Genomic DNA, 24,182 nt, shown 5'->3' with positions numbered 1-24,182 from the left:
CGCTGTCAGACGGCAGCGGGCGCGGGGCCTGAGGACGCGCGGACGACCAGCTCCGACGCCGACATCTCCTGGGAGCTCGCGCTCCCGTTCGCGAGCAGCTCGAGGACGAGCCGTCCCGCGATCCGGCCCCAGGAGAAGGGGTCGGTCCGCACCGAGGTCAGCGGCGGGTTGAGATAGGCGGAGATCTCGGCGTCGTCGTAGCCCACGACCGAGAGGCGACCCGGGACGTCGAAGCCCAGCCGTTGCGCGACCGCGACTCCGCTGGCGGCCATGAGGTCGTTGTCGAAGAGGATCGCCGTCGGCCTCTCGCCGTCCCCGAGCGCAAGGAGGCGGGAGGTCGCCATCGCCCCTCCGGCAGCGGTGAAGTCGGCCTCGACGTGGCGGTCCGCCGGAAGACCGTGGCGCCTCATGGCACGCTGCCACACCTCGCGGCGGCGGGTCGCGTGCACGTAGCGAGCCGGGCCGCCGACGTGCGCGATGCGTTCGTGGCCGTGGGCGATGAGATGGTCGACCGCCGCCGTCACGCCCGGCTCGTCCGCGCGCGAGACGCTCGGGAACGGCGAGGCCAGGTCGGGCCGGTCGAGGGTGACCGCCTGCGCTCCGAGGCCCGCGACGAGCCCGACGCGGGGATCGTCATGGCGGAGGTCGCTGAGGACGAAGCCGTCGACCTGCCGCTGGGAGACGAGCTCCTCGTAGGTGCGGCGCTCCGCTTCGTCCCCGGCCACGAAGCGGAGCACGAGCGACTGGCCCGTGCGCTGGAGCGCCGACTCGAGGCCGCCGATGAAGGGGGCGAAGAACGTGTCGGAGCCCAGCGCCCGCGGCTCGCGTGCCAGGACGAGCCCGACCGCGTCCGCCCGACGGTGCGACAGCGCCCGGGCCGGCCGGCTGGGGGTCCACTGCAGCTCGGCCATCGCGGCGAGGACACGCTCGCGCGTCGCGGGCGCCACACCGGGTCGGCCGTTCACCACGAACGAGACGGTCCCCCTCGACGTGCCGGCGAGCCGTGCGACGTCGGTGATCGTCGGACGCCGCCCGTGGAGCTCGGCTTGCGCTGGCATCGGGTCTCCGTGAGGTCGTGGCTGCCCAGGCGGGTCGGCCCCAGGGTAGCGCGGCGCGCGGCGGGGGCCGCGGCCGAGCGCGCGCTCGCGTCGACCGGGCCCCCGCAGCGCTCGCCGGGGCGGCACACCTCGGCGAAGACCGCCGACGACAGCTAGTGGCCGTGACCGCGCGGCCGGTGGGCCGTGACGCTGGCGCCCACGGTCGGCAGGGCCACCGCGCGGGGCAGGACCCCGAGGCGCACGGCGTCGCCGGACAGTACGGCCGAGTCCCGCTGCAGCCGCACATCGTAGCGGTGGCCGTGGTAGCTGAGCCCGTCCACGCCGCCCGAGAGCCCTGCGGACGTCCGCACGAAGGTCGGGGTGCCGGCCTCGAGCCGGACGCCGTTCGCGAGCCAGACGTTGTCGATCAGGTTCGCGATGCCGAACAGCGACGGGGCGACGCCCCGGGCGATCGGGGTGTCGGAGAGCTTCCCCGACGACGCCTGGTAGACCTCCGCGAACTGACCCGAGCGCACGATGTCACGCGTCAGCGAGTTGATCACCACGTTCGCCTCGGTCGCGTACCCGCGGTCGAGCAGGCCGTACGTCATCAGCTGCGCGTCGGGCGCCTTGATCGCCACCGAGGCGAGCCCCGCGAGCTGCTGGTCGGGGTCGTACTCGGTGCGGAACCGCTCGACGACCTTCGCGACGTCGGCGTCCGAGAGCTCCGGGATCGCGAGTGCCGTGGTGGTGTACATCGCGAGGCCCGGGTCGGTCCACCGTCCGGTGGCCGCGTCCAGGAAGTCGCCGGCCGGGTTGTCGGAGCCGACGGGCGCCTTGCTGCGGGACGTGTCGAGGTAGACCTTCTGCACCGTGGCGTACGGGCCGGTGGCCGGGAAGAACCACGACTCGTAGTCGGCGGTGAGCGTCTTGCCGAGGGCCGACCACTCCCCCGCGTCGTCCTGGTGTCCGAGCGCGCGAGAGATCTTCTCGGCGTAGCCGAGGTCGTAGATCAGGGAGGCGACGAACTCGCCGTCGCGCTCGTCGGTGTAGTCGTGCGAGCCGAGGATCCAGCGCAGGTGGTCGGCCTCCCAGCGCAGGTCCGCCACGAGCGGCGCGTACACGTCGCGCAGCTTGCCCTCGTCCCCCGTGACCTCGTACAGGACCCACGCAGTCTGGGCCTTGCGGGAGGGGAGCGACTCCCCGGCGAGGCTGCCGTCGTCGCCGACCTTGGCCATGAGGCCCTGGAACGAGGCCCAGGCACTGGCTGCGTCGGTGTGGACGAGATCCTGCATCCCGAGCAGCGAGTCCCAGCTCGCCACCGAGCTGATGCCGGGGGTCCCGTTGGTCCACAGGGAGGCCTTCCCGGTGCTGAGCTGTGCGTACTCGTTGCCGGTCTCCGGGGTCGCGGGGAGGACGTTCTCCTCGAGCTGGACCCAGGCCCGGTAGTAGGCGTCCCGCACGTCGGACGAGGTCACGCCCGCCGCGTCGACGCCGTGGATCGCGAAGTCCTTGGGCGCCGGCGCGGACGCGAGGTAGCGGTCCCAGTACCGGTCCCAGGTCTTGACGTCGCGCGCAGCCCCATGGCTCGAGGCGGCTCCGCGGGCGGCGCGGGCGGCGTGGGAGCGTGCCTCGTCGTCCGTGCCGACGGCGAAGCCGACGCCGACGGCGGTCGTGCCGTCGTGCGCGCTGACCACGCCCCACGACCCGCCGGTGACGGTGTTGCCGTCGGCGAGCTGCCCCAGGGCGGCCGGCCCGTCGAACAGCCGCAGCCGGCCGGCGGAGGTCGCGACGGCGTACGTGTAGCCGTCCTGGGTCACGGTGACGACGTTGCTGCGCCGGTCGTAGGTCGCCGTGCCCGAGACGGCGCCCGCGATCACGCTCGCGGCGCCGTGCCGGGCGACGTTCCGCGTCGTGACCACGCGGGTGAAGGCGTCGGTGCCGTGGAAGACGTCGGTGCCCTGCGCGTTCCCCTGCCCGTACCGGGCCGAGAACTTCAGCGCCGCGGGCTCCCACGACGTGCTGGACGACGACGCGCCCGTGAGCCAGCGCTGCGCAGGGTAGATCGCCAGGTGGCCGAGCGTCGTGCTCGTCCCCGCGGCGTCGCCGATCTGGAAGAGCTTGACCTGGAAGGTCTGCGTGCCCGTCCAGCCCGTCATCGCGGACAGGTCGTAGGTGTGCGCACCGGTGGCGGTCGTGTCGTGCTGGAGCTCGACGTCGCCCTTTCCGGGAAGGGCGACCTTGAGGGCCCACTTCCCCGTCGTCCTCGGCACGTCGAGAGTCAGCACCGGGTCGTTCGAGAGGTCAGCGGTGACGGTCCGCGCCCGGTAGCCGAAGCCTGCGCCGGGCAGCGCGAGCGTGCCCTCGGTGCCGTCGCTCGTGAGGGTGGCGCCCTTGGACGACGCGGTCCAGCCGGACGCCGTGGTGAAGTCGTCGGCGAAGTCGACCTCGCCTGCGGCCGGCGGTGGCGTGGGGTCGCTGTGCGCGACCAGCGAGTCGACCGTCACGGACTTCCCGGCGCCGACAGCGTAGATCGAGACGGTGACCGTCTTCGACCCGGTCCACCCCGTGGCCTTGCGCAGGTCGTACGTGCGGGTGCCGGTGGCGGTCGTGTCGTCCTGGAGCTTGAGGTCGTCGGCGAGGGTGCCGTCGTTCACCTTCAGCGACCAGGCGCCGGTGGCTGCCGGGACGGAGACGGTGAGGTAGGGATCCTGGTCGAGGTCGAGCGTGACCGTCCGTTGGATGTGGCCCCACGTCTTGGCGCCGTCTACCGTGACGGTCGCCCGGCCGCCCTTCGCCGTGGCGTCCGCGCCGGAGGCGGCCCAGCCGTCGACGTCGTCGAACGGGTCCGCGAACCCGACCTGCGTGCTCGGCGCCGCCGGGGCCGCGGGGCCCGCGCTCGAGGCCCGGAACGTCTGTACGACGTCGCGGAGCCGGTTCGCCTTGTCGTTGGCGTAGTAGCCGACGGCGAGCGGCAGGTCGGGACCCGAGTTCTGCTCGACCTCGCTCTGCGAGGAGTTGAAGTCGATCGGGTTGAGGACGAGGCGCGACTGCGGCACCGACAGCCACCGCTGTTGCGAGGTGCCGGTCTGGCGCAGCTGGTCGGCGGTCGGCGGTCGTCCGGCTACGTCGGAAGGCGCGGCTGTTGCAGGCCCGGTGCCGGTCGTGGCGGTGAGGGTCGCGACCATCGCCACCGACCCCAGCCATCCGATCGTCGCGCCGATGCGACGGGTACGTCTCATGAGATCTGGCTCCTTGACGTCGTCGTGCACACCTTCGTTGCACGGTTCGCCCCGCATTCAAACCGGTTTGAACGCGAGGTGTCAAGAGGCCCCCGCCCGCTCGTGCCGTGGGCCGACCGCCAGGACGACCGCACGTCGACGCCCAGCCTGAACTAGCATCCCCACAGATCGCAGCCGTGCAGACGGGCGCCGAGGGGTGCGTCACATCCGGCGCCCCCGACCCTTCGCTGCCCCGTCAGGACCGGAGGAACCCGTGAAGAAGCGTGTGACGATCGTCGACGTCGCCGAGCGCGCAGGCGTGGCGATCAGCTCGGCGTCAGCCGCGCTCAACGGCCGGCCCGGCGTCTCGGAGGCGACCCGCCTGCGGGTCCGCGACGCCGCGGACACCCTCGGCTTCGTGCCCAGCGTCCGAGGGCGCAGCCTGTCGGCCAGACGTGCGTTCGCGGTCGGCCTCGTCGTCCAGCGCGAGGTCGAGGTGCTCGAGGCCGACCCGTTCTTCGGGGCCTTCATCGGCGGGATCGAGGAGGTGCTGCCCGAGCGCGGCTATGCGCTCGTCCTGCAGGTCAGCGCCGACGCCCACCGGACCGAGCTGCGATACCGCGAGCTCGGAGCGAACCGCCGCGTCGACGGCGTGATCCTCAACGAGCTGCAGGTCGACGACCCGCGGATCCCGCTCGTCGGCGAACTCGAGCTGCCCGCGGTAGGGATCAACGCGGACGAGGCGACCATGCTTCCGTTCCCCGCGGTCCGCCAGGACGGCGGGGAGGCGCTGACCCGGCTCGTCGCGACGCTCGTGACGCTCGGCCATCGGCGGGTCGCGCACGTGAGCGGCCCGCTCGAGTACGTGCACACCTGGCAGCGGCGCCGAGCGTGGGAGCGAGCGCTCACGGGGGCGGGCCTCCGCCCGGGTCGGCTCGTCGTCGGGGACTTCACCTTCGACTCCGGACGGGCCGCGGCGGACGAGCTGCTCACGCTCCCGGCCGACGAGCGCCCGACCGCCGTGGTCTGCGTCAACGACCTGACGGCGGTCGGCTTCATGATGCGCGCCCAGGAGCTCGGGGTGTCCGTGCCCGGCGACGTCTCGGTCACGGGCTACGACGGGATCGCCCTCGGCACGTACGTCCGACCGACGCTCACGACGGTGCAGACCTCGCCGCGGCGGGTGGGGCGGGCCGCCGCGCGCCAGCTGCTCGACCTGATCGAGGAGGGCGCGGCCCCGGACGCGGAGGTCGAGCCCGCCCAGGTCGTGGTGCGCGACTCGATCGGGCCCGTCCCCCGCAACTGAGCGGGCCGGGAGGGCGGGAGGCGCTCGGGCTGTTGACATCGCTGTCGGGAGTGCTACTGTCACTCTTCTGCCGAAACGTTTCGGCTGAACTCACGGGAGAGAAGTCATGTCAACAACGACGTTGCGCACCAGGCATGCGCTGATCGCAGCCGGCGTGGCCGGCACGCTGCTCGCACTCAGCGCCTGCAGCACCGGCGGGGACTCGGGCTCCAAGGACTCCGGCAAGCCCTCGGGCACCCTGCAGATCCTCGTGTCCTCCGCGGACGCCTCCGACGCTGCGTTCAAGGCGGTGAACGCCGCCTTCGAGAAGAAGTACCCCGACGTCAAGATCGTGTTCTCGTCGGTCCCCAACAGCAACTACCCCTCGACCGAGTCGTCGCGGCTGACGGCCAGGAACGTCGACGTGTTCGTCGTGAACTCCTCGGGCCGACCGCTGACCGACGTCCCGTCGTTCGCGAAGGGCTCCGAGTCCAACGACGCACGTCTCGCCGCGAGCGGCGCGCTGCTCGACCTGACCGACCAGCCCTTCATGAAGAACTACACACCGAGCGTGCTCGACGCCCAGGAGTTCAAGGGCAAGCAGTACGCCGTCCCCACCGGCCTGAGCTACTCGACGGGGGTCTACTACAACAAGACCATCTTCAAGCAGAACGGCATCGACGTTCCGACCACCTGGGACGAGCTCGTCGCGGCCTGCAAGAAGCTCCAGTCCGCCGGTGTCACGCCGTTCGGCATCGGCGGCAAGGACGGGTGGCCGGCCGGCCTGCCGATGCTGTCGGCCGTCGCGAGCCTCTACCCCGGCCTCGACGCCAAGAATCAGCTCGCGCAGGACCTGTGGGACCAGAAGACCAAGCTCAACGACACCGAGCCGCTCGAGGTCCTCCAGCGGGTCCAGACGGTCTTCGGGTACGCGCAGAAGAACTTCTCGGGCGCCGCCTACAGCGACATCCCCGCCGGGTTTGCGGCGGGCAAGTACGCCATGACTCCGGACGGCACCTGGGACGAGCCCACCATCGCCGCCGCCGTCGGCGACAAGTTCGACTTCGGCTACTTCCCGCTCCCGATGGGAGACGACGCCCAGTCGAACGCGTCCCTGAACGGCAAGATCGAGCTCCAGCTCGCGGTCTCCGCCGCGTCGAAGAACAAGACCGCCGCACTGGCCTGGCTGACGTTCTTCTCCGACCCGACGAACTACAAGACGTTCCTCGACAAGTCCGGCTTCTCGTCAGCGCAGCCGAACATCGCCTCGAGCGACTTCCTGAAGTCCATCGAACAGTACGCCAAGGACTACGAACCCGCGTGGGACCAGGTGTGGGTCGCCAACAACGACGCCGGGCAGGACGCGGTCTACCCGTTCAACTACCCGGCCCTGTCCCCGCTGGGCACCAAGGACGCCGCGAGCGCCGCCGACGCCGCGCAGAAGGCGTGGTCCGCAGCGTTCTAGCCAGACCGGCTCGGCCCTGCGCCGGCAGCACCGACGCAGGGCCGAGCCCTCCATCCACCCCGACCGTCCGTCGTCCGGGCCCCGCCCGGAAGCTCGAAGGACCCGCCATGGCAAGTACCGCCAGCCCCTTCCCGTTCCCGCACCGGTTCCCGGTCCGGATCTCCTTCTTCGCCGGCTTCGCCGTCCTCACAGTCTTCGGCCTCGTGCCCGCGGCTCTCGTCCTCGTCGCCTCGTTCACCGACCTGCGCGGGCTACCGGGCATCCCGGTGAACTTCATCGGGATCGACAACTACCGGTCCTTCTTCTCCGCCGCCCACCTCGACGACAACCTGAACGCCCTGAAGAACACGCTCGTCTTCGCCGGCGTCAGCACGGTCGTCCAGCTCGCGCTGGCGCTCGGGATCTCGGTGCTGCTCAACCGACCCCTCCGTGGACGCGCGTTCTACCGGTCGGTCGTGTTCATGCCGACCGTCCTCGGCGTCACCGTCATCGGCCTCGTCTGGTCCCTGATGTTCAACCCGTCAGGCGGCCCGGCGGCCAAGGTGCTGTCCTGGTTCGGGACCGACTCGGCGTTCTTCGGCGACCCGAAGCTCGCGCTCGCCCTCGTGACGTTCGTCCAGATCTGGGCAGTCGTCGGTGTCTCCGTCATCATCTTCCTGGCCGGGCTGCAGTCGATCCCCGAGGAGCTGTACGAGGCCGCGAGCATCGACGGCGCCTCGGGCTGGAAGCGGTTCCGCCTCGTGACCCTGCCCCTGCTCGCGCCGTCGATCACCGCGAACGTGCTGCTCGGCGTCGTCAACGCCATGCAGTCCTACCAGCTCACCTACGTCCTGACCGGACCGAGCAACAAGGCGACACAGGTGCTCTCGCTCATGGTCTACGTCCAAGGGTTCGGCGGCACCTCCGGCACCACCCTCTCGCAGTCGCAGGGGTACGCGGCCGCCATCTCCATGGTCCAGTTCGTCCTCGTCGGCGCGATCGTGGTGGTCACGATGCGCTACCTGCGCAAGAGGGAGGCACGCCTGTGAGCACCCTCACGAGCACCAGCACGGCGGCCGCACCGGCCGCGACGCCCTCGGGCCGTCACGCCGGCGGACGGACCCGCCCGCCGCGTCGACGCGGCCGGATCTGGCTCTACCTGTGCGTCGCCGCCGTGCTCGTCCTGTTCCTCTTCCCGCTGCTGTTCCTCGCGAACACCGCGCTCAAGAGCAACGCCGAGTTCGCCTCCAACCCGGTCGGGCTCGTGCACTCGCCCCACTGGAGCAACTTCAGCCAGGCGTGGAGCAAGGGGAACTTCGGTTCCTACGTCCTCAACAGCATCCTGTACACCGCGGCAGGCGCCGGCATCGGCACCTTCATCGCCCTCGTGATGGGCTTCCCCGTCGCGCGTGGATACATCCGCGGTGGCAAGGTCTGGCGGGCCGTGTTCGCGCTCGTGCTGTTTCTGCCGAACGCGCTCATCACCCAGTTCCAGCTCCTGCTGCGACTGCACCTGTACGACAACCGCCTCGGCTACATCCTCATGGTCGGCGTCGGGGTGGGCGTGGGTCCGCTCCTGTTCAGCGGCTTCGTGTCGTCCCTGCCGCGCGAGCTCGACGAGGCCGCCGCCATGGACGGCGTCGGGTACTGGCGCTACCTGTTCACGTTCGTCCTGCCGCTCGCACGACCCGCGCTGGTCACCTGCTTCATCCTGCAGGCGGTATGGATCTGGAACGAGATCATCCTCGCCACCGTCCTCCTCGCCGACCCGACGAAGTTCCCGGTCACGGTCGGGCTGTACGCCTTCAAGGGCACCTACGGCAACCAGTGGGGGCTGCTCGCAGCAGCCACGCTCATCGTCGCCGCACCCCTGGTCATCGGCTACCTGTTCATCCAGCGCTACCTCGTCAACGGCGTCCTCGGCGCCGTCAAGGGGTGAGCGGATCCCTGGTCCCCCGCCACCCGCAGGCCTCAGCCCCCTTCACCGTCAGTCACACGCCACGAACCACCACCTCGCCCTGGAGACCCTCCCGATGACCTCGGCCACCACGACCTCGTCCGCCCTCGCCAGCACCCGGATCCCGTACACGCTCACCCGCCTGGGAGTCGTGATGGATGTCGACCCCACCCGCCCCGAGGAGGCGGAAGGCGTCCTCAACCCGGCCACCGTGCGGGCGCCCGACGGCGAGCTGTACCTCTTCCCCCGCCTCGTCGCGGCAGGGAACGTGTCCCGCATCGGTCGGGCCCGCGTGGTCGTCGAGGACGGCGTGCCGGTCGGGGTCGAGCGTCTTGGCGAGGTCCTCGACGCGGACCGGGGCTGGGAGCACGGAACGGGCCACGGCGGGGTCGAGGACCCTCGGATCACCTGGCTGCCGGACCTCGGGGTCCACGTCATGAGCTACGTCGCCTTCGGGCCGCTCGGCCCCCGGCCCGCCCTCGCGGTGTCCACCGACGGCGCGGCCTGGACGCGGCTCGGACCGGTGCAGTTCGCCTACGACGACGCCCTGGACACCGACCTCAACCTGTTCCCCAACAAGGACGTCGTGATCCTGCCGGAGGTGGTGCCCGCCCCGGACGGCCGCCCCAGCTTCGCCGTCCTGCACCGTCCCATGTGGGACCTCAGCTTCGCCCGGCCGGGCGAGCAGCCACCGCTTCCGGCGGGCACGACCGATGCCCGCGCCGCGATCTGGATCTCGTACGTGGACGCGGACGAGGCCGCGCGCGACGTCCGCGCCCTCACGCGGCCCGGCCGGCACACGTTCCTCGCGGGCGCCCGCGACGGCTGGGAAGAGGCCAAGATCGGCGCCGGCCCTGCGCCGGTCCGTGTCGACGAGGGCTGGCTGCTCCTCTACCACGGCGTGTCAGGCGAGATCGTGGACGGCGGCTTCAGCCCGCAGCAGGACGTCCGCTACTGCGTCGGCTTCATGATCCTCGACGCGGCCGACCCCTCACGCGTGCTCGCGCGCTCGACCGACCCGGTGCTCGAGCCCGCGACCGAGGACGAGCGCGCCGGGACGGTCGGGAACGTCGTGTTCCCGACGGCGATCGAGGTGATCGACGGGGAGCGCTACGTGTTCTACGGCATGGCCGACACGAAGATCGGTGTCGCCCGGCTGGACCGGACCGATGGCTGACCACGCCACGACCTCGCGGGCCACGCCGCCCTCGCCCGCCGTCGCCGGAGCACTCCCCCGCCTCGTGGCGTTCGACCTCGACGACACCCTCGCGCCGTCGAAGGCACCCCTGCCCGCAGTGACGGCGGGGCTCCTGTGCCAGGTCCTGCGGTCGGCGGACGTCGCCGTGATCTCCGGGGGGGCGTTCACCCAGTTCCGGACGCAGGTCGTCGACCAGCTCGTGGACGCGGACGACGCCGAGCTCGAGCGGGTGCACCTGCTGCCCACCTGCGGCACCCAGTACTACCGGTACCGGGAGCGCCGGTGGGAGCAGGTCTACGCCGAGGGCCTCGACCCCGAGCAGCGCCGGACGGTGCTGGAGGTTCTGGAGCGCGAGGCACGAAAGCTCGGTCTGTGGCCGCTCGACCCGTGGGGGCCGGTCGTGGAGGACCGCGGCAGCCAGGTCACCTTCTCCGCCCTGGGCCAGCACGCGCCGGTCGAGGCCAAGAGCGTCTGGGACCGCGACGGCGCCAAGAAGGAGGCGCTGCGTGCTGCGGTCGCCCCTCTGCTACCCGACCTGGAGGTCCGGTCCGGCGGGTCCACGTCGGTGGACGTGACACGGCGAGGCATCGACAAGGCGTACGGCATCAGGCGGCTCCTGGCGTTCACAGGCCTCCGCCCGCAGGACGTCGTCTTCGTCGGCGACCGGCTCGACCGTGGCGGAAACGACTGGCCGGTCCTGTCGACCGGTGTCACCTGCTTGCCCGTCACGGGCTGGGCGGACACGGTCGCCCTGCTCGAGCACTGGGTCGACGCTGCCCGCACCGCGTAGCCGGCGCGACCGTCGTCCTCCGGCGCGCCGTCGCCGGCGCGGCCCTCAGCGGCGGACCCCTCATCCAACCGACCCTCCAGCCTCCGGCCTCCGGGCATTGACGCGGGAGAGAAGACGATCCACCATTGAGACAGCGTTGTCATCGCGGCTCATCGTCGCCCCGCGTCGACGATCGTTCACCCCCGCTTCAGGCACGCTGCACCTGAGCCACCTAGCGTGACCCCGCCCGACGTCGAGACGGAGATGCCCCTGATGAAGCACCGGTCACCAACCACCCGATACCCCCTCGCAGGCCGCAGGCTCCGGCGGACGGGCGCCGTGACCACCGCGCTCGGCCTCGGGTTGGCCGCCGCCCTCGTCGGTACGCCGGCGCAAGCGGCTACGCCCGCCGTGTCGGCGCCGTCGGCCGCGTCCGAGACCGCGACGGCCGGTGGCTACTGGTCGGCCTCCTACGAGGCGGGGACGCCCCAGCCCGCCGGGTTCCCGGGGAGCGGCACCAGCACCGACGTCCGCGGCGACCGGCTCGTCCCGGCGTCGGCGATCACCACGGTCGCCTCCACGCACGCGAACGCCGACAGCTCGTCCGAGCACGTGCAGAGCCTCGCCGACCGCGACCCGTCGACCAAGTGGTACGCCCGGGACAGCGGCGCGCCGTCCGACGCCTCGCCCGTGTCCGCCGTCTACACGCTCACGACGGCGACCCGGGTCACGAGCTACGCGATCACCGCCGGCGCGGACAGCGCCAAGTTCCCCGAGCGCGACCCGAAGTCCTGGACGGTCCTCGGCACCGACGACGCGGACGTCGCGGCGGACCCGGGCTCGTCCGCGTGGCACACCGTCGACGCACGGACGAACCAGACGTTCGCATCGAACGGCCTGACCCGCTTCTACGACGTGGCGCAGCCCGCGTCGTACCGCTACTACCAGCTGCGCGTGACCGCGAACGCCGGCGGGTCCGCGAAGAACGCGAACACCCAGATCGCCGACTGGACGCTGCGCAGCCAGGACGCGTCCGGCACCGCGCCGCTCGGCGTGTCCGTCGAGGACGCCGGCTCGGTTCCCGGCGGGGACGGTTCACGGGCGGTCCGCTGGTCGGCCGACGTGCTCGCCGACGGACACGCCTCGTCGACCGTCGTGCTCCAGTCCGGCCTCGACGTCCCCGTGGGCTCCACGACGGACCTGACCTACCTCGTCCGGCCGACCGACGCCGCGTCCGCGCACACCACGGTCGACGTCGTCTACACCGATGCCGACGGCGGCTCGCCCCACCGGTTCACCGCACCGGCGACGACGACGCCCGCTCCGGGACGGTGGGACGAGGTCACCGTCAGCCTCGCGCAGCTCGCGGGCAAGCACGTGACCGAGCTGCTCCTGAGCTACGCGGACGACGACGCCCACGCCGGACCGGTCGAGGGCTGGATCGACCAGGTGCGGCTCGGCCGGCCGCTCGTCGACGGGTCGACCACCTGGACCTACCTGGACGCCGGGAACGTCGATCCCGCGGGGAGCGCCACGGACCGGACGGCCTGGACCCGGACGGACGCCACCCTGGGCGACGGCTGGAAGGACGCGAGCGGCCCCTTCGGCGTCAAGGGCACGGGGACCGACCTCGACTCCGGCTTCCCCGTGACGACCAAGCTGCGCCTGTACACCGACGGCTCCACGGCACCGGACGTCCCCGCGTACTTCTTCCGGACCACGTTCACCCTCGACGCGGACACGCTCCGCTCGCTGCCGGACCTCGTCGGCACCCTGACCTACGACGACACCGCGACCGTCTACCTCAACGGCGAGCGGATCGCGGGCTGGAACGACGACAAGATCACGAGCAACCTCCAGTACGAGACGCCCGACGGCACCGCGGGCGGGGGCGACCCCGTCACCAGCACGTTCACCGTCCCCGCCGCCGACCTCGTCGCGGGCACGAACACGCTCGCGGTCGAGGTCCACCAGTGCAACAGCACGAGCTCGGACGCCTACTTCGGGCTCGACCTGGCGCCGTCCACCGCGGCCACGGGGTTCACCGCCGACCAGCTCGCCCCGACCTACGCCTCGGACACGCTCCCCGCGGCCCCGGACGGCGCGGACTACTACACGTGGCTCCTGCGGTCCTTCACGGACGCCGAGCAGACCCCCAGCATCATGGGTCCCAACACCGTCTACCCGACGGGCACCACCGTGGACGACCTCCAGGCGCTCGACGACACGAAGGTGGTCGAGATCAACAACGCCTACACGAGCAAGAGCGACCCGCAGGTCGTCAAGGCGCTCGACGACGGCGCGCACAGCCCGTACCAGACGATGGCGGACGGCCTCGGCAGCGTCCTCGGCCCCTTGTACACCCAGGCGCTCGCCGACGACGAGCTGCCGAAGACCAAGGCCCTGCTCTCCTACCGCGTCGAGAAGGCGACGTCGTCGTCGGGTGACAGCTACCAGACCGCGAAGAACAGCTACCAGTACAAGCGGCCGTTCGTGCGGATGGGCTTCACCTCCGACGGTGGCCTGATCAAGCAGTGGGACAGCGCGGGCGGCTACGCCGGTCTCGCGGGCGACGGGTCCTTCCCGAGCGGCCACACCTCGCACGGCTACTCGCAGGGGATCACGCTCGCGACCCTCCTCCCCCAGCTCGCGCCGCAGATCCTGGCGCGCGCGTCCGAGTACGGGAACAACCGCATCGTGCTCGCCTTCCACTACCCGACCGACATCATGGGAGGCCGGATCGTCGGGGAGGACACGACGACGAGGCGCTGGTCGGACGCGGGCTACCGCACCCTGCTCACCGCGGCGAGGACCGAGCTGCAGTCGGTCCTCGCGCAGAAGTGCCGGGAGGTCGGGGCCGGCAGCACGCTCACGGCGTGCATCGCCGGGCAGCAGCAGTACCTCCCGACCTCCGACGCCCTGAGCGTCTACCACGAGCGCCTCACGTACGGGTTCCCGCAGGTCGCCGCGACGGACAAGGCCCCGTCGGTCCCGCAGGGCGCGGAGAACCTGCTCCTGAGCGCGTTCCCCGACCTCACCGCGGCCCAGCGCCGGACGGTCCTGGCCGCCACCGAGCTCCCCTCGGGCTACGTGCTCGACGACGAGTCCGGCGCGGGCAGCTACCAGCGGCTCGACCTCGCCGCCGCGATGGCGGCGAAGGTCATCGTGAACCACGACGGCACGCTCACCGTCGACGGGACCCGCGTCGGCGCCGACGGGCTGCCGGTCACCGCGCCCGCACGGACCAGGCTGCACGCGACGGCGCAGCGCACCGGCTACGGCGAGAAGGCGTCGGTCCTGGTCACGGCGAGCGCAACCCACGGGGTCGTGCCGCGCGGCACGGTGACGGTCCGCGAGGGCCGCACCACGCTCGGCACGGCCCGGCTGGGCGCGCGTGGCGTCGCGACGGTCGCCCTGCCCCGGACCTTGGCGGTCGGGAGCCATCACCTCTCGGTCCGGTTCATGCCCGCCGACCCCGGCGTGACGACCGAGGCCACGACGAAGGCGACGCTCCGGGTGACGAAGGGCTCGGTCCGGATCACACGGGTCGCCGTGACCGCCGGACACCTTCGGAAGGGCGAACGCGCGACCGTGACGGTCCGGCTGGCCGGGCCGGGCCCGGTCCACCCCACCGGCAGGGTGACGCTGACGGTCGACGGACGGACGGTCGGAAGCGCCCCGGTGCGCACCCGCGACGGGGTGAGCTCCGCGACGGTCCGCACCGACGTCCTGCGCCGGACCGGCTGGCTCGAGGTCGTCTACGGGGGCAGCGCGTCGTTGCGGCCGACGACGCTGGCCACGGACCGGTACGTCAGGAGCTGACCGCAGGCGCCTTGTCGTAGGTGACCCACGCGCGCGAGCCCGACCAGGCCGTCGCTCGCGTGAGTCGCGTCGTCCTGCGGGCCGTAGGACGTGCGGCAGCCGAAACGGCCGAGATACCGCTGCAGACGCGGTATCTCGGCCGTTTCTCGGTGTCTCGGAGGGTCAGCGCCGCCGCTCGACCGGGACGGTCCGACCCGTGACGACCCGCAGGTCCGCACGGCCCGGCGCGCTCACGACGACCGCCGCCGTGATCCGCTTCCCGGCCTGCGCCTTCGTCAGCACGAGCGTGCCCTGGTCGGCGCCCGCGATCCGTCGCCCGTCGGCGTACCAGGTGTACGCGTACGACGGGTCCGCCACGTCGTACGTCCCCGGGTGGATCGTCAGCGTCCCGCCCACGACGACGTCGCCCGAGATCCACACGGGGTCCTTCGCGACGACCGGCGCGGGCTTCAGGCGGTCGTACGCGGTCCGGAGGCTCGCCAGGGCGGTCTCGTAGGAGCGGTGGCTGCTCGTCGCCGGGTCGAGCGCCTCGGCGGCCGCGACGGCCTTCTGGAGCCGCGCCCAGGAGGCCGCGGTGACGTCGTCCTGCTCGACGGACTTGGCCCGGGTCAGGAGCTCGGCGACCTGCTTGACGACCTTCCACTCGAGCTGGTCGGCCGAGACGGTCAGCACGCGCAGGGCGTCCGCGACCTGGTCGGCGGTGGCGTCGTCGTCCGCGTCGACGGCCTTCGCGGCCGCGAGCGCCCGGGTGAACACCCCGAAGTCGGTCGCGAGGTAGAGGTCGGCGTCGGACGTGAGGTCGGCGTACTTCGTGATCGTCGCCTCGAGCGCCGTCTTGTCGACGCCGTAGCCGAGCGCGAACCAGTCGAGGTTGCCCACGTAGGGCTGGCTCGACGTCGGCGTGCTGTGGAGCGCGACGTAGATCGTGTGGCTGCCGGTGAGCCGGGACGGCAGGTTCACCGTCGCGGTGCCGTAGGTGCCCCAGCCCGAGCCCGTGCTCGCGAGCGGCACCGTGACGAACGGGTCGCTCCCCGACGACGGCGCCGAGTCGACGTAGAACGCGAGGCTGCCGCCCACGACCTTGGTGGTCGGGGCGTCGTACCGCACGCTCAGCGTGGTCGCGTGGTGCGTGCCCAGGTCGACTCCCTGGTACCGGACCCACGCGCCGTCCTTGGTGCCGGCGAGCTGCCCGCCCACCGAGCCGGCCTCGGTCTTGAGGTCCGCACCGGAGTAGTCGGTGCCGGCCACGAGCCCCGAGTCGGCGGCGTTCAGCATCCCGTACCCGCTGCGGATCGACTCGAACTGGACGGTCTTCGCGGTCTCGACCGGGTCGGTCTTCGCCTTGAACTGGAACCAGTCGACGTTCGCGACCCAGCTCTGGCCGGACGCCAGGGTGCCGGTGAACACGAAGTAGACGTCCGGCGTGCCGGCGAGCTTCGCGGCCTCGTCCGCGGTGAAGGTGTGCGTGAGGGCCGTGTAGTTCGACCACCCGTTCGTCGTGGGGAGCTTGATGGTGGTCACGAGCGGGCCGGTCGCCGAGCCCGTGTGCAGCTCGACGGCGGAGGTCGCCGACGCCGTGCCCGGGTTGTGCGAGTAGTCGATCACCACGGAGTCGGGCGTGGAAGCAGAGAGGTCGAGCCCGCGGAACGCCAGCCACGACCCCGGCGAGACGCCGCCGACGTCGGTGCGGCTGCCTCCGTTCTCGGTCTTGAGCGTCCCGCCCGACCACTGGTCGTATGCCTCGGCCTGGAGCACCCGGTACCCGTCGCCCGTGATCGCCAGCCCGTCGGCCGCCGCCTGGAGGACGGCGAGCGCACCGGAGAGCTCGTACTCCGACGCGTCCGCGTCGGCGAGCGCGTCCTTCGCGCGGGCGACGGCGGCCTCGAGCGTCGCGAACGACGCCGCGGAGTAGTGGTCCTGCGTGACGAGCCGCGCGTCGTCGTACAGCTTCTGTAGGTCCGCGCGCGTCGTGGTCGGCACGGTGAGCGTGAACGGGTCGAGCGCCGTCGTTCCCGCGCCGGTCACCTGGGCCGCGTCGGCGCCCACGAGCGCCGCGTCGGACAGCCGGACGGTGAAGTGCGAGGTCGCGTCGTCGCGCAGCCGGCCGGTGAAGGTGACGGTGGCCGTCGTGGCGCCGGTCCGGGTGACGCGGGCGCGGACGCCGCGGTCGAGGCCGGGGAAGGTGACGGCCCCGCGCCCGAGCGTGGCGTGGTTCCGGCCGGCGAACGTGACGCCGCCGGCGAGGGTGAGGTCGACGGTGCCGTGCACGACGCCGTGCGCGCGCGCCGCGAGGGTCGTGGTGCTCGGCGTGAGCGTGTACCCGTCGAAGCGGACCTTGAGGGTGAGCGCCCGGTCGGTGGCGCTCGGCGCCGAGCCGGAGAACGCACCGGCGCCGAGGGTCACGGCGAGGTCGTCGGTCGAGTCGTCGACGAGGTGCTTCGCGGCCCGCCCCGTGAGGGTCAGGTCGAGCGTGCTCGCCCCGGTCTTCGTCGCCTTGACCTTCAGGCCCTTCGGCACCCCCGTCGCCGTGACCTTCGACGTCAGGTCGGCGCCGTCCGCGCCGGTGAACGTCGTGCCCGACACGGACACGGTGACGTGGTCGTCGATCGACCCGTCGTTCTTCGCGGACTCGTCGAACACCTGCGACGACGTGCTGACCGCGTCGCCCGGGTGATAGAGCGCGCTGCTCACGTGGTCGGCAGCGGAGTCCTCCGCCACGCCGTCGGCGGCCCAGGACGAGGGCTTGGAGCCCATCGTGAAGTGCAGGACGCCCCCCGCGTTCATCTCGGCGGCGGTGAGCCAGGTGCGGTTCAGCGGCTTGCCGTCGAGCGTCGCGCTCTGGATGTAGTGGTTCGTCGCGCTGACGCCGGGAGCCTCGATGACGAGGTCCTTGCCGCCCGGGTAGTGGATCGTCGTGCGGTCGAAGATCGGCGACGTGATCTGGAACGTGTCGCCGCCCGCCTTGACGGGGTACAGGCCGAGCGCGGTGGACACGAAGTAGCCCGACATCGTGCCGGCGTCGTTGTCCATCGTCTGGAGCATGCCGTCGGGAGCGTTCTGGTACACCCACTTCTTCGACGCGGTCGTCGACGAGCCGTCTGCTGTGTAGCTCGTGCAGACCGGCTCGGTGAGGGTGCGGTAGGTGAGGTCCTGCGTCTGCGCCGGCTCGCCCACGTAGTTGAAGAGGAACGGTGCGTGCACGGAGATCTCGTTCGCGTACAGGTGGAGGTTGCGCGAGCAGTCGTCGGTGTACGTGCCGAAGAAGTAGTTGACCGCCTTGGCCGCCTGGGCCTTGCCGCCCATCATGTCGACCATACCGCCGAGGTCCTGCGCGTCGTACCAGCTGTACTGCCAGATCGTGCCCTGGTAGAGCCCTGCGGCCTGCCACTTCTCCGGGTCGGTGTACGTGAAGGGCGCCGTGTCGCTGTTCGACGACCGCGGCATGAGGAGCCCGACCTGGTCGACGCCGGACGCCGGGCCGGTCGCGGCCTTCGCGTTCGCGTCGGTCGTCAGGGCGTCGGCGTCGTAGTCCTTCGCCCAGCGGGCGGCCTCGTCGCGGTAGTGCGCGGCGTCGGAGGACTTGCCGAGCGCGGCGGCGATCACGGCGAGCCCGTCGGCGTCGTAGGAGTAGCCGAGCAGGCCGCCCGCGCGCGAGTCGAGGTTGGTGAGGCTCGCGGGGTCGCCGACCTGCGCGACGAGCGCCGGGTAGGCCTGCGCGAGGCCCTGGAGCTCCACGCCCTTGGAGATCGCGTCCGCCACGACGACGGGTGCGCGCTCCCAGCGCACGGTGGGCACCGACTGGAGGTAGCTGCCGACGCTCTTGCCGCTCGTCCCGACCTCGGCGTACAGGTCGACGAGGGACTGGACGGCGTCCCGGTAGACGTCCGGGTACACGGACGCGACGGCGGCGTACTTGTGGAAGTCGTCCCACAACGACCACGAGTCGTAGTGCGTGTAACCGTCCGCGTGGTAGATCACGCCGTCCGCGCCGCGGTACGTCCCGTCGGTCGAGGTCGCGTTCATCGGGGTGTCCGCGAGCCGGTACAGGTGCGTGTAGAACTCGGTCCGCAGGTCGCCCGTCGGGTCGTTCGTGGCGCTCGCGTCGACGTCGACCTTACCGAGGCGGTCGTTCCACTCGGCCTTCGTCGCGCTGCGCACCTGGTCGAACGTCTTCCCGCCGACCTCGACGGCGGCGTCCCGCTTGGCCTGCGCGGCGCTCACGGGCGACAGGGTGACCCGCAGGCCGACGTGCTCGCCCGCGGTCGCGTCGAAGTTCAGGACCGCGCCGATGTCCGTGCCGTCCTGCGCGGTCTTGGTGCCGAGACCGCCCGAGCCCCAGGTCTGGACCGACGACGTCGGGACCGTCGACTCCGCGTAGTAGTAGAGCTTGTAGGCCGAGTTGTAGAAGTAGCCGGTGAACGAGCCCGACAGGGTCGCGCGACCGTCGGAGGTCTTCCCGACCTCGAGGTCGGTCGCCCGACGACCGTTGCCGGTGTGCTGAAGGTCGACGACGAGCGACGCGTGGCCGGCCGAGTCGAACGTGTAGTCCTGGACGCCGGTCCGCGTCGCCGCGGTCACCTGGGCGTCGATGTCCTTGCCGCCCTCGTCGAGGCCGACCCGGTAGTAGCCGGCGGTCGCCGACTCGTCCTTGGCGCCGTCGCTCGTCCTGATCGACTTCTCGTACCTGCCGGTCGTCGGCCGGGACGTGTAGGTCTGGTAGGTCGGCACGACGAGGAAGTCGCCCGCGCCGCCTCCCCCGCCCACGCCGTCGAGCGCCACGTTCGTGAAGCCCAGGAGCGTGTCGGACGTGTACTCGTAGCCGACGTGGTTGCCGTTCGTCGTCGTCGGGGTCACGGTGGCCAGGCCGTAGGGCGCGATCGCGCCGGGGCCGTCCTGCCCGTGGTCGCCCTGCGTCCCGATGAACGGGTTGACGTACTGCGTGTAGTCGGTGGGTCCCTTCGCGGGCGCGGCGACGGCCGGCCCGGCCAGGGGTACGACGACGGCGCTCGCGACGAGCGCGAGGGCTGCGGGCAGGGCTGCGCGTCGGACCCGGGGGCCACGGTGCGTTCGGGGAGGCGTCGGGGCGGAGCCCTCGTGCGACAACGCTGTCATGGGCGGGACTGTACGCAGGTTCACGGCACCGAGTCAATCGGCACCGAGGGACCGGCGGGCGACGACGACGAGGCGCTCCGATGAACACGGCCCGACGGCTCAGCCCTCGGCGCTCGAGATGCCGGGAGACGCCCGAGGCGCCGCTGCAGACGCGGCATCCCGAGCGTTCCCCGGCATCGTGCGGGTCAGCGCACCGGCGTCGCCGCGGTGACCACGACCCGGTCCGCGTAGCCCGCCTTCGTCGCCGTCACGCGGACGCTGAGCCGGTGCCCGCGGTCCGCCTGCCCGACGACGTACCGAGAGCCTCGCGCGCCGCGGACCTCGCGCCCGTCGCGCAGCCACTGGACCGAGACCTTGACGCCGTCGACGTCGTAGGCGCCCGCGGAGACCCGCAGCACCGACCCGACCTCGGCCGTCCCGCTCACCGCAGGCTTGGTCGTGACGCCGATGGTCCCCTTCTCGACCGGGACCGTCCGCCCCGTGACCACCCGGAGGTCCCGGAAGCCCGGCGCGCTGACCACCACCGCCGCCGTGATCCGCTTGCCCGCCTGGGCGGGACCGAGCACCAGCGTGGCCCCGTCGGCCCCGGCGATGCGGCGACCGTCCGCGTACCAGGAGTACGCGAACGACGGGTCCTTCACGGAGTACGTCCCGGGGTGGATCGTCAGCGTGCCCCCGACGACGACGTCGCCCGAGGCCCAGACCGGGTCCTTCGCGGTGATCGTGCCCGGGCGGACCCGGGCGGCCGACGAGGTCACGGTGCCGTCGAGGTAGCCGTCCGCACGGCCGACCGCCGTGACCGCGAGCTTCTTGCCGACGTCGGCGGTCCGGACCGTGTAGTCCGCGCCGTCCGCACCCGAGACCGTCGTGCCGTCGACGCTCCAGCGATAGGAGGTCTTCGTGCCAGAGACACTCCACGTCGGGGCGACGGCGTGCGCCGTCTCCCCGGCACGTGCCTCGCCGGAGATCCTCACGGGCTTCTTCGCGGTGACCGACGCGGGCGTCGCGTCGGAGGCGACGGCGAACACGTGGAGCTTGGCGTTCGTCGACCACGTGATGGTCGCCAGGTGCTTGCCGGCGGTGAGCGCGACCGGGTCGGTCGCGAACAGCCCGCAGGCCACGCCGTCGGTGCCGGTGCCGCCGCCCGAGGAACGGTGCGCCGTCCGACCGAGCAGGACGTTGCCCTGCGCCGGCGTCCCCGAGCACCAGTCCGTCAGCGTCACGGAGACCTTCTGCGTCGTGCCGTCCGAGTAGCCGAGCGTCACGTCGCCGGACTGGTTCCCGCTCGCCCCCGCCCCGACGAACGCGATGCGGTGCGCCTTGCCGAGCGCTGCGGAGACGTCCGTCGTCGCCGGGTCTTCGGAGCCGACGACGTTGTCCGGGCCGGTCTTCGCGCCGCCGAGGACGTACGTGAGGTCGGTGCCGGGCACGGAGTGCTCGCCGCCCGCCCACAGGCCGGCCCCGGCCATCTCGTCGCGCAGGTACGCCCAGCCCAGGCCGTCGAAGTCACCCGAGCCGGCCTTGCCCCGGTCGGCGATGCCGGCGTTGTTGAACGCCCCCCGCAGCCAGGAGTCGCCCGCGACGACGACCTCGACCGTGGCACGGATGGTGGTGCCGCCGGCGTCACGGACGGCGACCTTCACCTCGTGGTTCCCGAACGTGGTGTCGGGAGCCAGGTGCACGGTGACGTCGACGGACGTCTGGGCGGCGCCGCCGTCGGCGGTCACCGACCAGGGCTCGGCGCCCTTCGCCCGCAGGCTGCGGTCCTTCGAGGTCGCGGTCACCGTGCCGTGCCGCGTCCCCGTGCCCTGCGCCAGCACGGCGACCGGGATCGTCACGTCGCTGCCCGGGGTCCCGTAGACGGCGGGGGTCGAGACGCCCGCGGTCAGCCGGTCCGGGATCGACGCGCCCTTGACCAGCGCGCCCGGGGCCGCGTCGTCGCCGGTCGCCCACGACGACGGCTTCGAGCCGACCGTGTAGGCGAGCGTCCCGGCCGAGGTGAGCTCCTGGCCGGTGAGGTACGCGCGGTCCACGGGCGCGCCGTCGGCGGTCAGCGACTGCACGTAGTGCGACGAGTCCGAGACACCGTCGGCCGTGATGGTCAGGCTCCCCGACGGGTAGTAGTCGCGGTCGAGCGCGATGTCGACGCGGTCGAACACAGGCGTCGACAGGCCCCACAGGTCGGCACCCGGCTGGATCGGGTAGATCCCGAGCGACGAGGCGACGTTCCACGCCGACATCTCGCCGAGGTCGTCGTTGCCGGTCACGCCGGTCGGGCCGTCGGTGAACAGCGTGAGCGCGGCCCGCACGACGTCCGTCGTCTTCCACGGCTGCCCGGTCCACAGGTAGCTGTAGGGGGCGGCGAGGTCGGGCTCGTTGTTGGGGTTGTACTTGTCCTGGTTGTAGTAGTCGTACGAGCCGCTCACCCACACGTTCTTCGCGGTGTCCGCGGGGTCGGCCAGCACCTTGTCGTACGCGAAGAAGTCGTCGAGGCGCTTCTCCGCGGCGTCCTTGCCGCCCATCAGCCCGACGAGCGCCGGCATGTCCTGCGGCACGAGCCACTGGTACTGGACGGCGGTGCCCTCGTGGAAGCCGGGGGCGCTCGCGGGGTCGGACTCGGGGTCGAACAGGCCGTCCGCGCCGCGGGCCCGGAACGACTTCGTGGTGGAGTCCCAGATCGACCGGTAGTTCTGCGCGCGGTCGGCGTAGCGTGCCGCGTCGTCCGCGTGGCCGAGGCCCTTCGCCATCACGGACAGCGCGGCGTCGGCGAGCGCGTACTCGAGCGTGGCCGACCCGCCGTGCTGGAGGTCGTAGTCGCCGGGCTTGCCGGACGCGCTCGGCTCGTACGGCACGTAGCCGTCGGCGATGTACGTCTCGTTGCCCGCGCGCCCGTTCGACGGCGACGACGCGGGCGGCACACCGTCGGCGTTCTGCTTGAGGACGGCGTACGCCTCGTCCTCGTGGCCCTTCAGGAGCCCCTGCGTCCAGGCGTCGACGAGGAACGGCGTGACCGGGTCACCGGTCATGATGTTGGTCTCGACGGGCCCGTAGCTCCAGCGCGGCGCCCAGCCGCCCTGCTCACCCTCGAGGACCACCGAGTACGCCATGTCGGCGGACTGCTTGGGGGCGAGGAGCGCGAGGAGCTGCTGCTGCGTGCGGTAGGTGTCCCAGAGCGAGAAGTCCTGGTAGTAGGTGAACCCGTCGGCCGTGTGGACGTCACCGTCCCAGCCGCGGTACCGGTGGTCGACGTCCGTGCCGGTGTTGGGCGCGAGGAAGGTCCGGTAGAGGGCGGAGTAGAACGTCTTCAGCCGCGTCCGCCCGGCGTCCGAGGCGTCCGACGACGTCACGGCGACCTGGCCGAGGCGGTCGTCCCAGGCCTTCGTGGCCGCCGTCTTGGCCGCGTCGAAGCCGGACGCCTCCGCGGCGAGGTTCGCGGCCGCGCCGTCGGCGTCGACGTAGCTGAGCGACGTCTGCGCCTCGACCACCCGAGCGTCGTCACCGCTCCCGGTGGTGTCGAACTGCAGGTACGCCCCGGTCCGCTGGGTCGAGCTCGCGGACGCGGACCCGGCGGTGACGGTGTCGCCCGTCCACGTGCCCGACGCCGTGAACGGCCTCGAGAACGTGGTGCGCGTGTAGACCGTGAACGGCTTCGTGTCCTGGCAGAAGCCGTGGACGGTGGTCGCGGTCTCGACCGTGCGGTCGTCGACGATCTTGACGCTCGAGCTCGACACGCTCGACAGCGCCTGGCCGGCGTCGACCAGCACGTCCGCCTTGGTGGTGGCCGGGAACGTGTAGCGCTGGACGCCCGTGTGCGTCGTGGCGGTGAGCTCGGCCTTGACCGTGCCGTCCGGCGCGGCGAGCCCGACCTCGTACGAGCCGGGCGAGGCGGCCTCGTCGTCGTGGCTGAACTTCAGGGCGTACGCGGCGTCGTCCGTCTTCGTGACGTCGCCCGTCGTCGGGAGGATCGGTACGAACCCGCCGAGCCCGCAGCCGACGCCGGACAGGTGGACCTGCGAGAAGCCGCGGATGCTCGACTGCGTGTAGTCGTAGCCGGTGTTGTGCCCGGTGTCGGGCGAGAGCTGGACCATGCCGAACGGGACGGTCGCGCCGGGATAGGTGTTGCCCTCGTCCTGGGTCCCGATGAACGGGTTGACGTAGGACGCGGGGTCCGCGACGGGGGACGCCGGCGCTGCCTGGGCGGCGGGGGCGACGGCGAGCGCTCCCCCTCCTGCCAGGGCCAGCGCGGCGAGCCCGCCGGCGAAGCCGGTGGTGGGTCTCATGCTCTGCTCCTCCTCGAGCGGCCACGATGCCTGAGCCGTGCGCGACCGGCGCGCACG

Annotated in this window: 11 protein-coding genes; 7 read left to right on the top strand and 4 right to left on the bottom strand. The window is 72.0% G+C overall.

The genetic code is table 11. From position 1 onward, the window contains the following. Positions 1 to 5: 5 nt before the first annotated feature. Complete coding sequence (locus KDY119_RS04815; protein WP_036952262.1) at positions 6 to 1,058, bottom strand: LacI family DNA-binding transcriptional regulator; 1,053 nt, start codon at positions 1,056 to 1,058, stop codon at positions 6 to 8. 152 nt (positions 1,059 to 1,210) lie between these two features. After that, positions 1,211 to 4,279 (bottom strand): hypothetical protein, encoded by a 3,069-nt coding sequence (locus KDY119_RS04810; protein ID WP_153022005.1) that lies wholly within the window; start codon positions 4,277 to 4,279, stop codon positions 1,211 to 1,213. A 253-nt stretch (positions 4,280 to 4,532) separates the two neighbouring features. Between KDY119_RS04810 and KDY119_RS04805 the strand changes: the two genes are divergently transcribed. From KDY119_RS04805 to KDY119_RS04775, 7 genes are all read left to right on the top strand, one after another. Further along, complete coding sequence (locus KDY119_RS04805; RefSeq protein ID WP_153022004.1) at positions 4,533 to 5,564, top strand: LacI family DNA-binding transcriptional regulator; 1,032 nt, start codon at positions 4,533 to 4,535, stop codon at positions 5,562 to 5,564. 106 nt (positions 5,565 to 5,670) lie between these two features. Beyond that, entirely contained in the window at positions 5,671 to 7,008 is a 1,338-nt protein-coding gene (locus tag KDY119_RS04800) for an ABC transporter substrate-binding protein (protein WP_036952273.1), read from the top strand. Between the two features lie 107 nt (positions 7,009 to 7,115). Next, positions 7,116 to 8,036, top strand: a complete 921-nt coding sequence (locus tag KDY119_RS04795) for a carbohydrate ABC transporter permease (RefSeq protein ID WP_036952275.1) — start codon at positions 7,116 to 7,118, stop codon at positions 8,034 to 8,036. Beyond that, positions 8,033 to 8,926 (top strand): carbohydrate ABC transporter permease, encoded by an 894-nt coding sequence (locus tag KDY119_RS04790; RefSeq protein WP_036952277.1) that lies wholly within the window; start codon positions 8,033 to 8,035, stop codon positions 8,924 to 8,926. Before KDY119_RS04795 ends, KDY119_RS04790 begins: the two co-directional genes overlap by 4 nt. A 94-nt stretch (positions 8,927 to 9,020) precedes the next feature. After that, positions 9,021 to 10,121, top strand: a complete 1,101-nt coding sequence (locus KDY119_RS04785) for a glycoside hydrolase family 130 protein (protein ID WP_036952279.1) — start codon at positions 9,021 to 9,023, stop codon at positions 10,119 to 10,121. Then, entirely contained in the window at positions 10,114 to 10,932 is an 819-nt protein-coding gene (locus KDY119_RS04780; protein ID WP_083891000.1) for an HAD-IIB family hydrolase, read from the top strand. Before KDY119_RS04785 ends, KDY119_RS04780 begins: the two co-directional genes overlap by 8 nt. A 318-nt stretch (positions 10,933 to 11,250) precedes the next feature. Then, positions 11,251 to 14,733, top strand: a complete 3,483-nt coding sequence (locus KDY119_RS04775; RefSeq protein ID WP_227994524.1) for a phosphatase PAP2 family protein — start codon at positions 11,251 to 11,253, stop codon at positions 14,731 to 14,733. Positions 14,734 to 14,895: 162 nt separating this feature from the next. On the opposite strand, the gene KDY119_RS04770 is transcribed toward KDY119_RS04775, so the two are convergent. Both KDY119_RS04770 and KDY119_RS19045 read right to left on the bottom strand, forming a co-directional pair. Continuing rightward, on the bottom strand, positions 14,896 to 19,845 hold the full coding sequence (locus KDY119_RS04770; RefSeq protein WP_051136730.1) for a GH92 family glycosyl hydrolase: 4,950 nt from the start codon (positions 19,843 to 19,845) through the stop codon (positions 14,896 to 14,898). A 185-nt stretch (positions 19,846 to 20,030) separates the two neighbouring features. Beyond that, on the bottom strand, positions 20,031 to 24,125 hold the full coding sequence (locus KDY119_RS19045) for a GH92 family glycosyl hydrolase (RefSeq protein ID WP_083890966.1): 4,095 nt from the start codon (positions 24,123 to 24,125) through the stop codon (positions 20,031 to 20,033). Positions 24,126 to 24,182 lie beyond the last annotated feature (57 nt).

It is taken from the genome of Luteimicrobium xylanilyticum, from assembly GCF_009429125.1.
GTDB lineage: Bacteria > Actinomycetota > Actinomycetes > Actinomycetales > Cellulomonadaceae > Luteimicrobium > Luteimicrobium xylanilyticum.
This window is presented reverse-complemented; position numbering and strand designations above follow the sequence as displayed.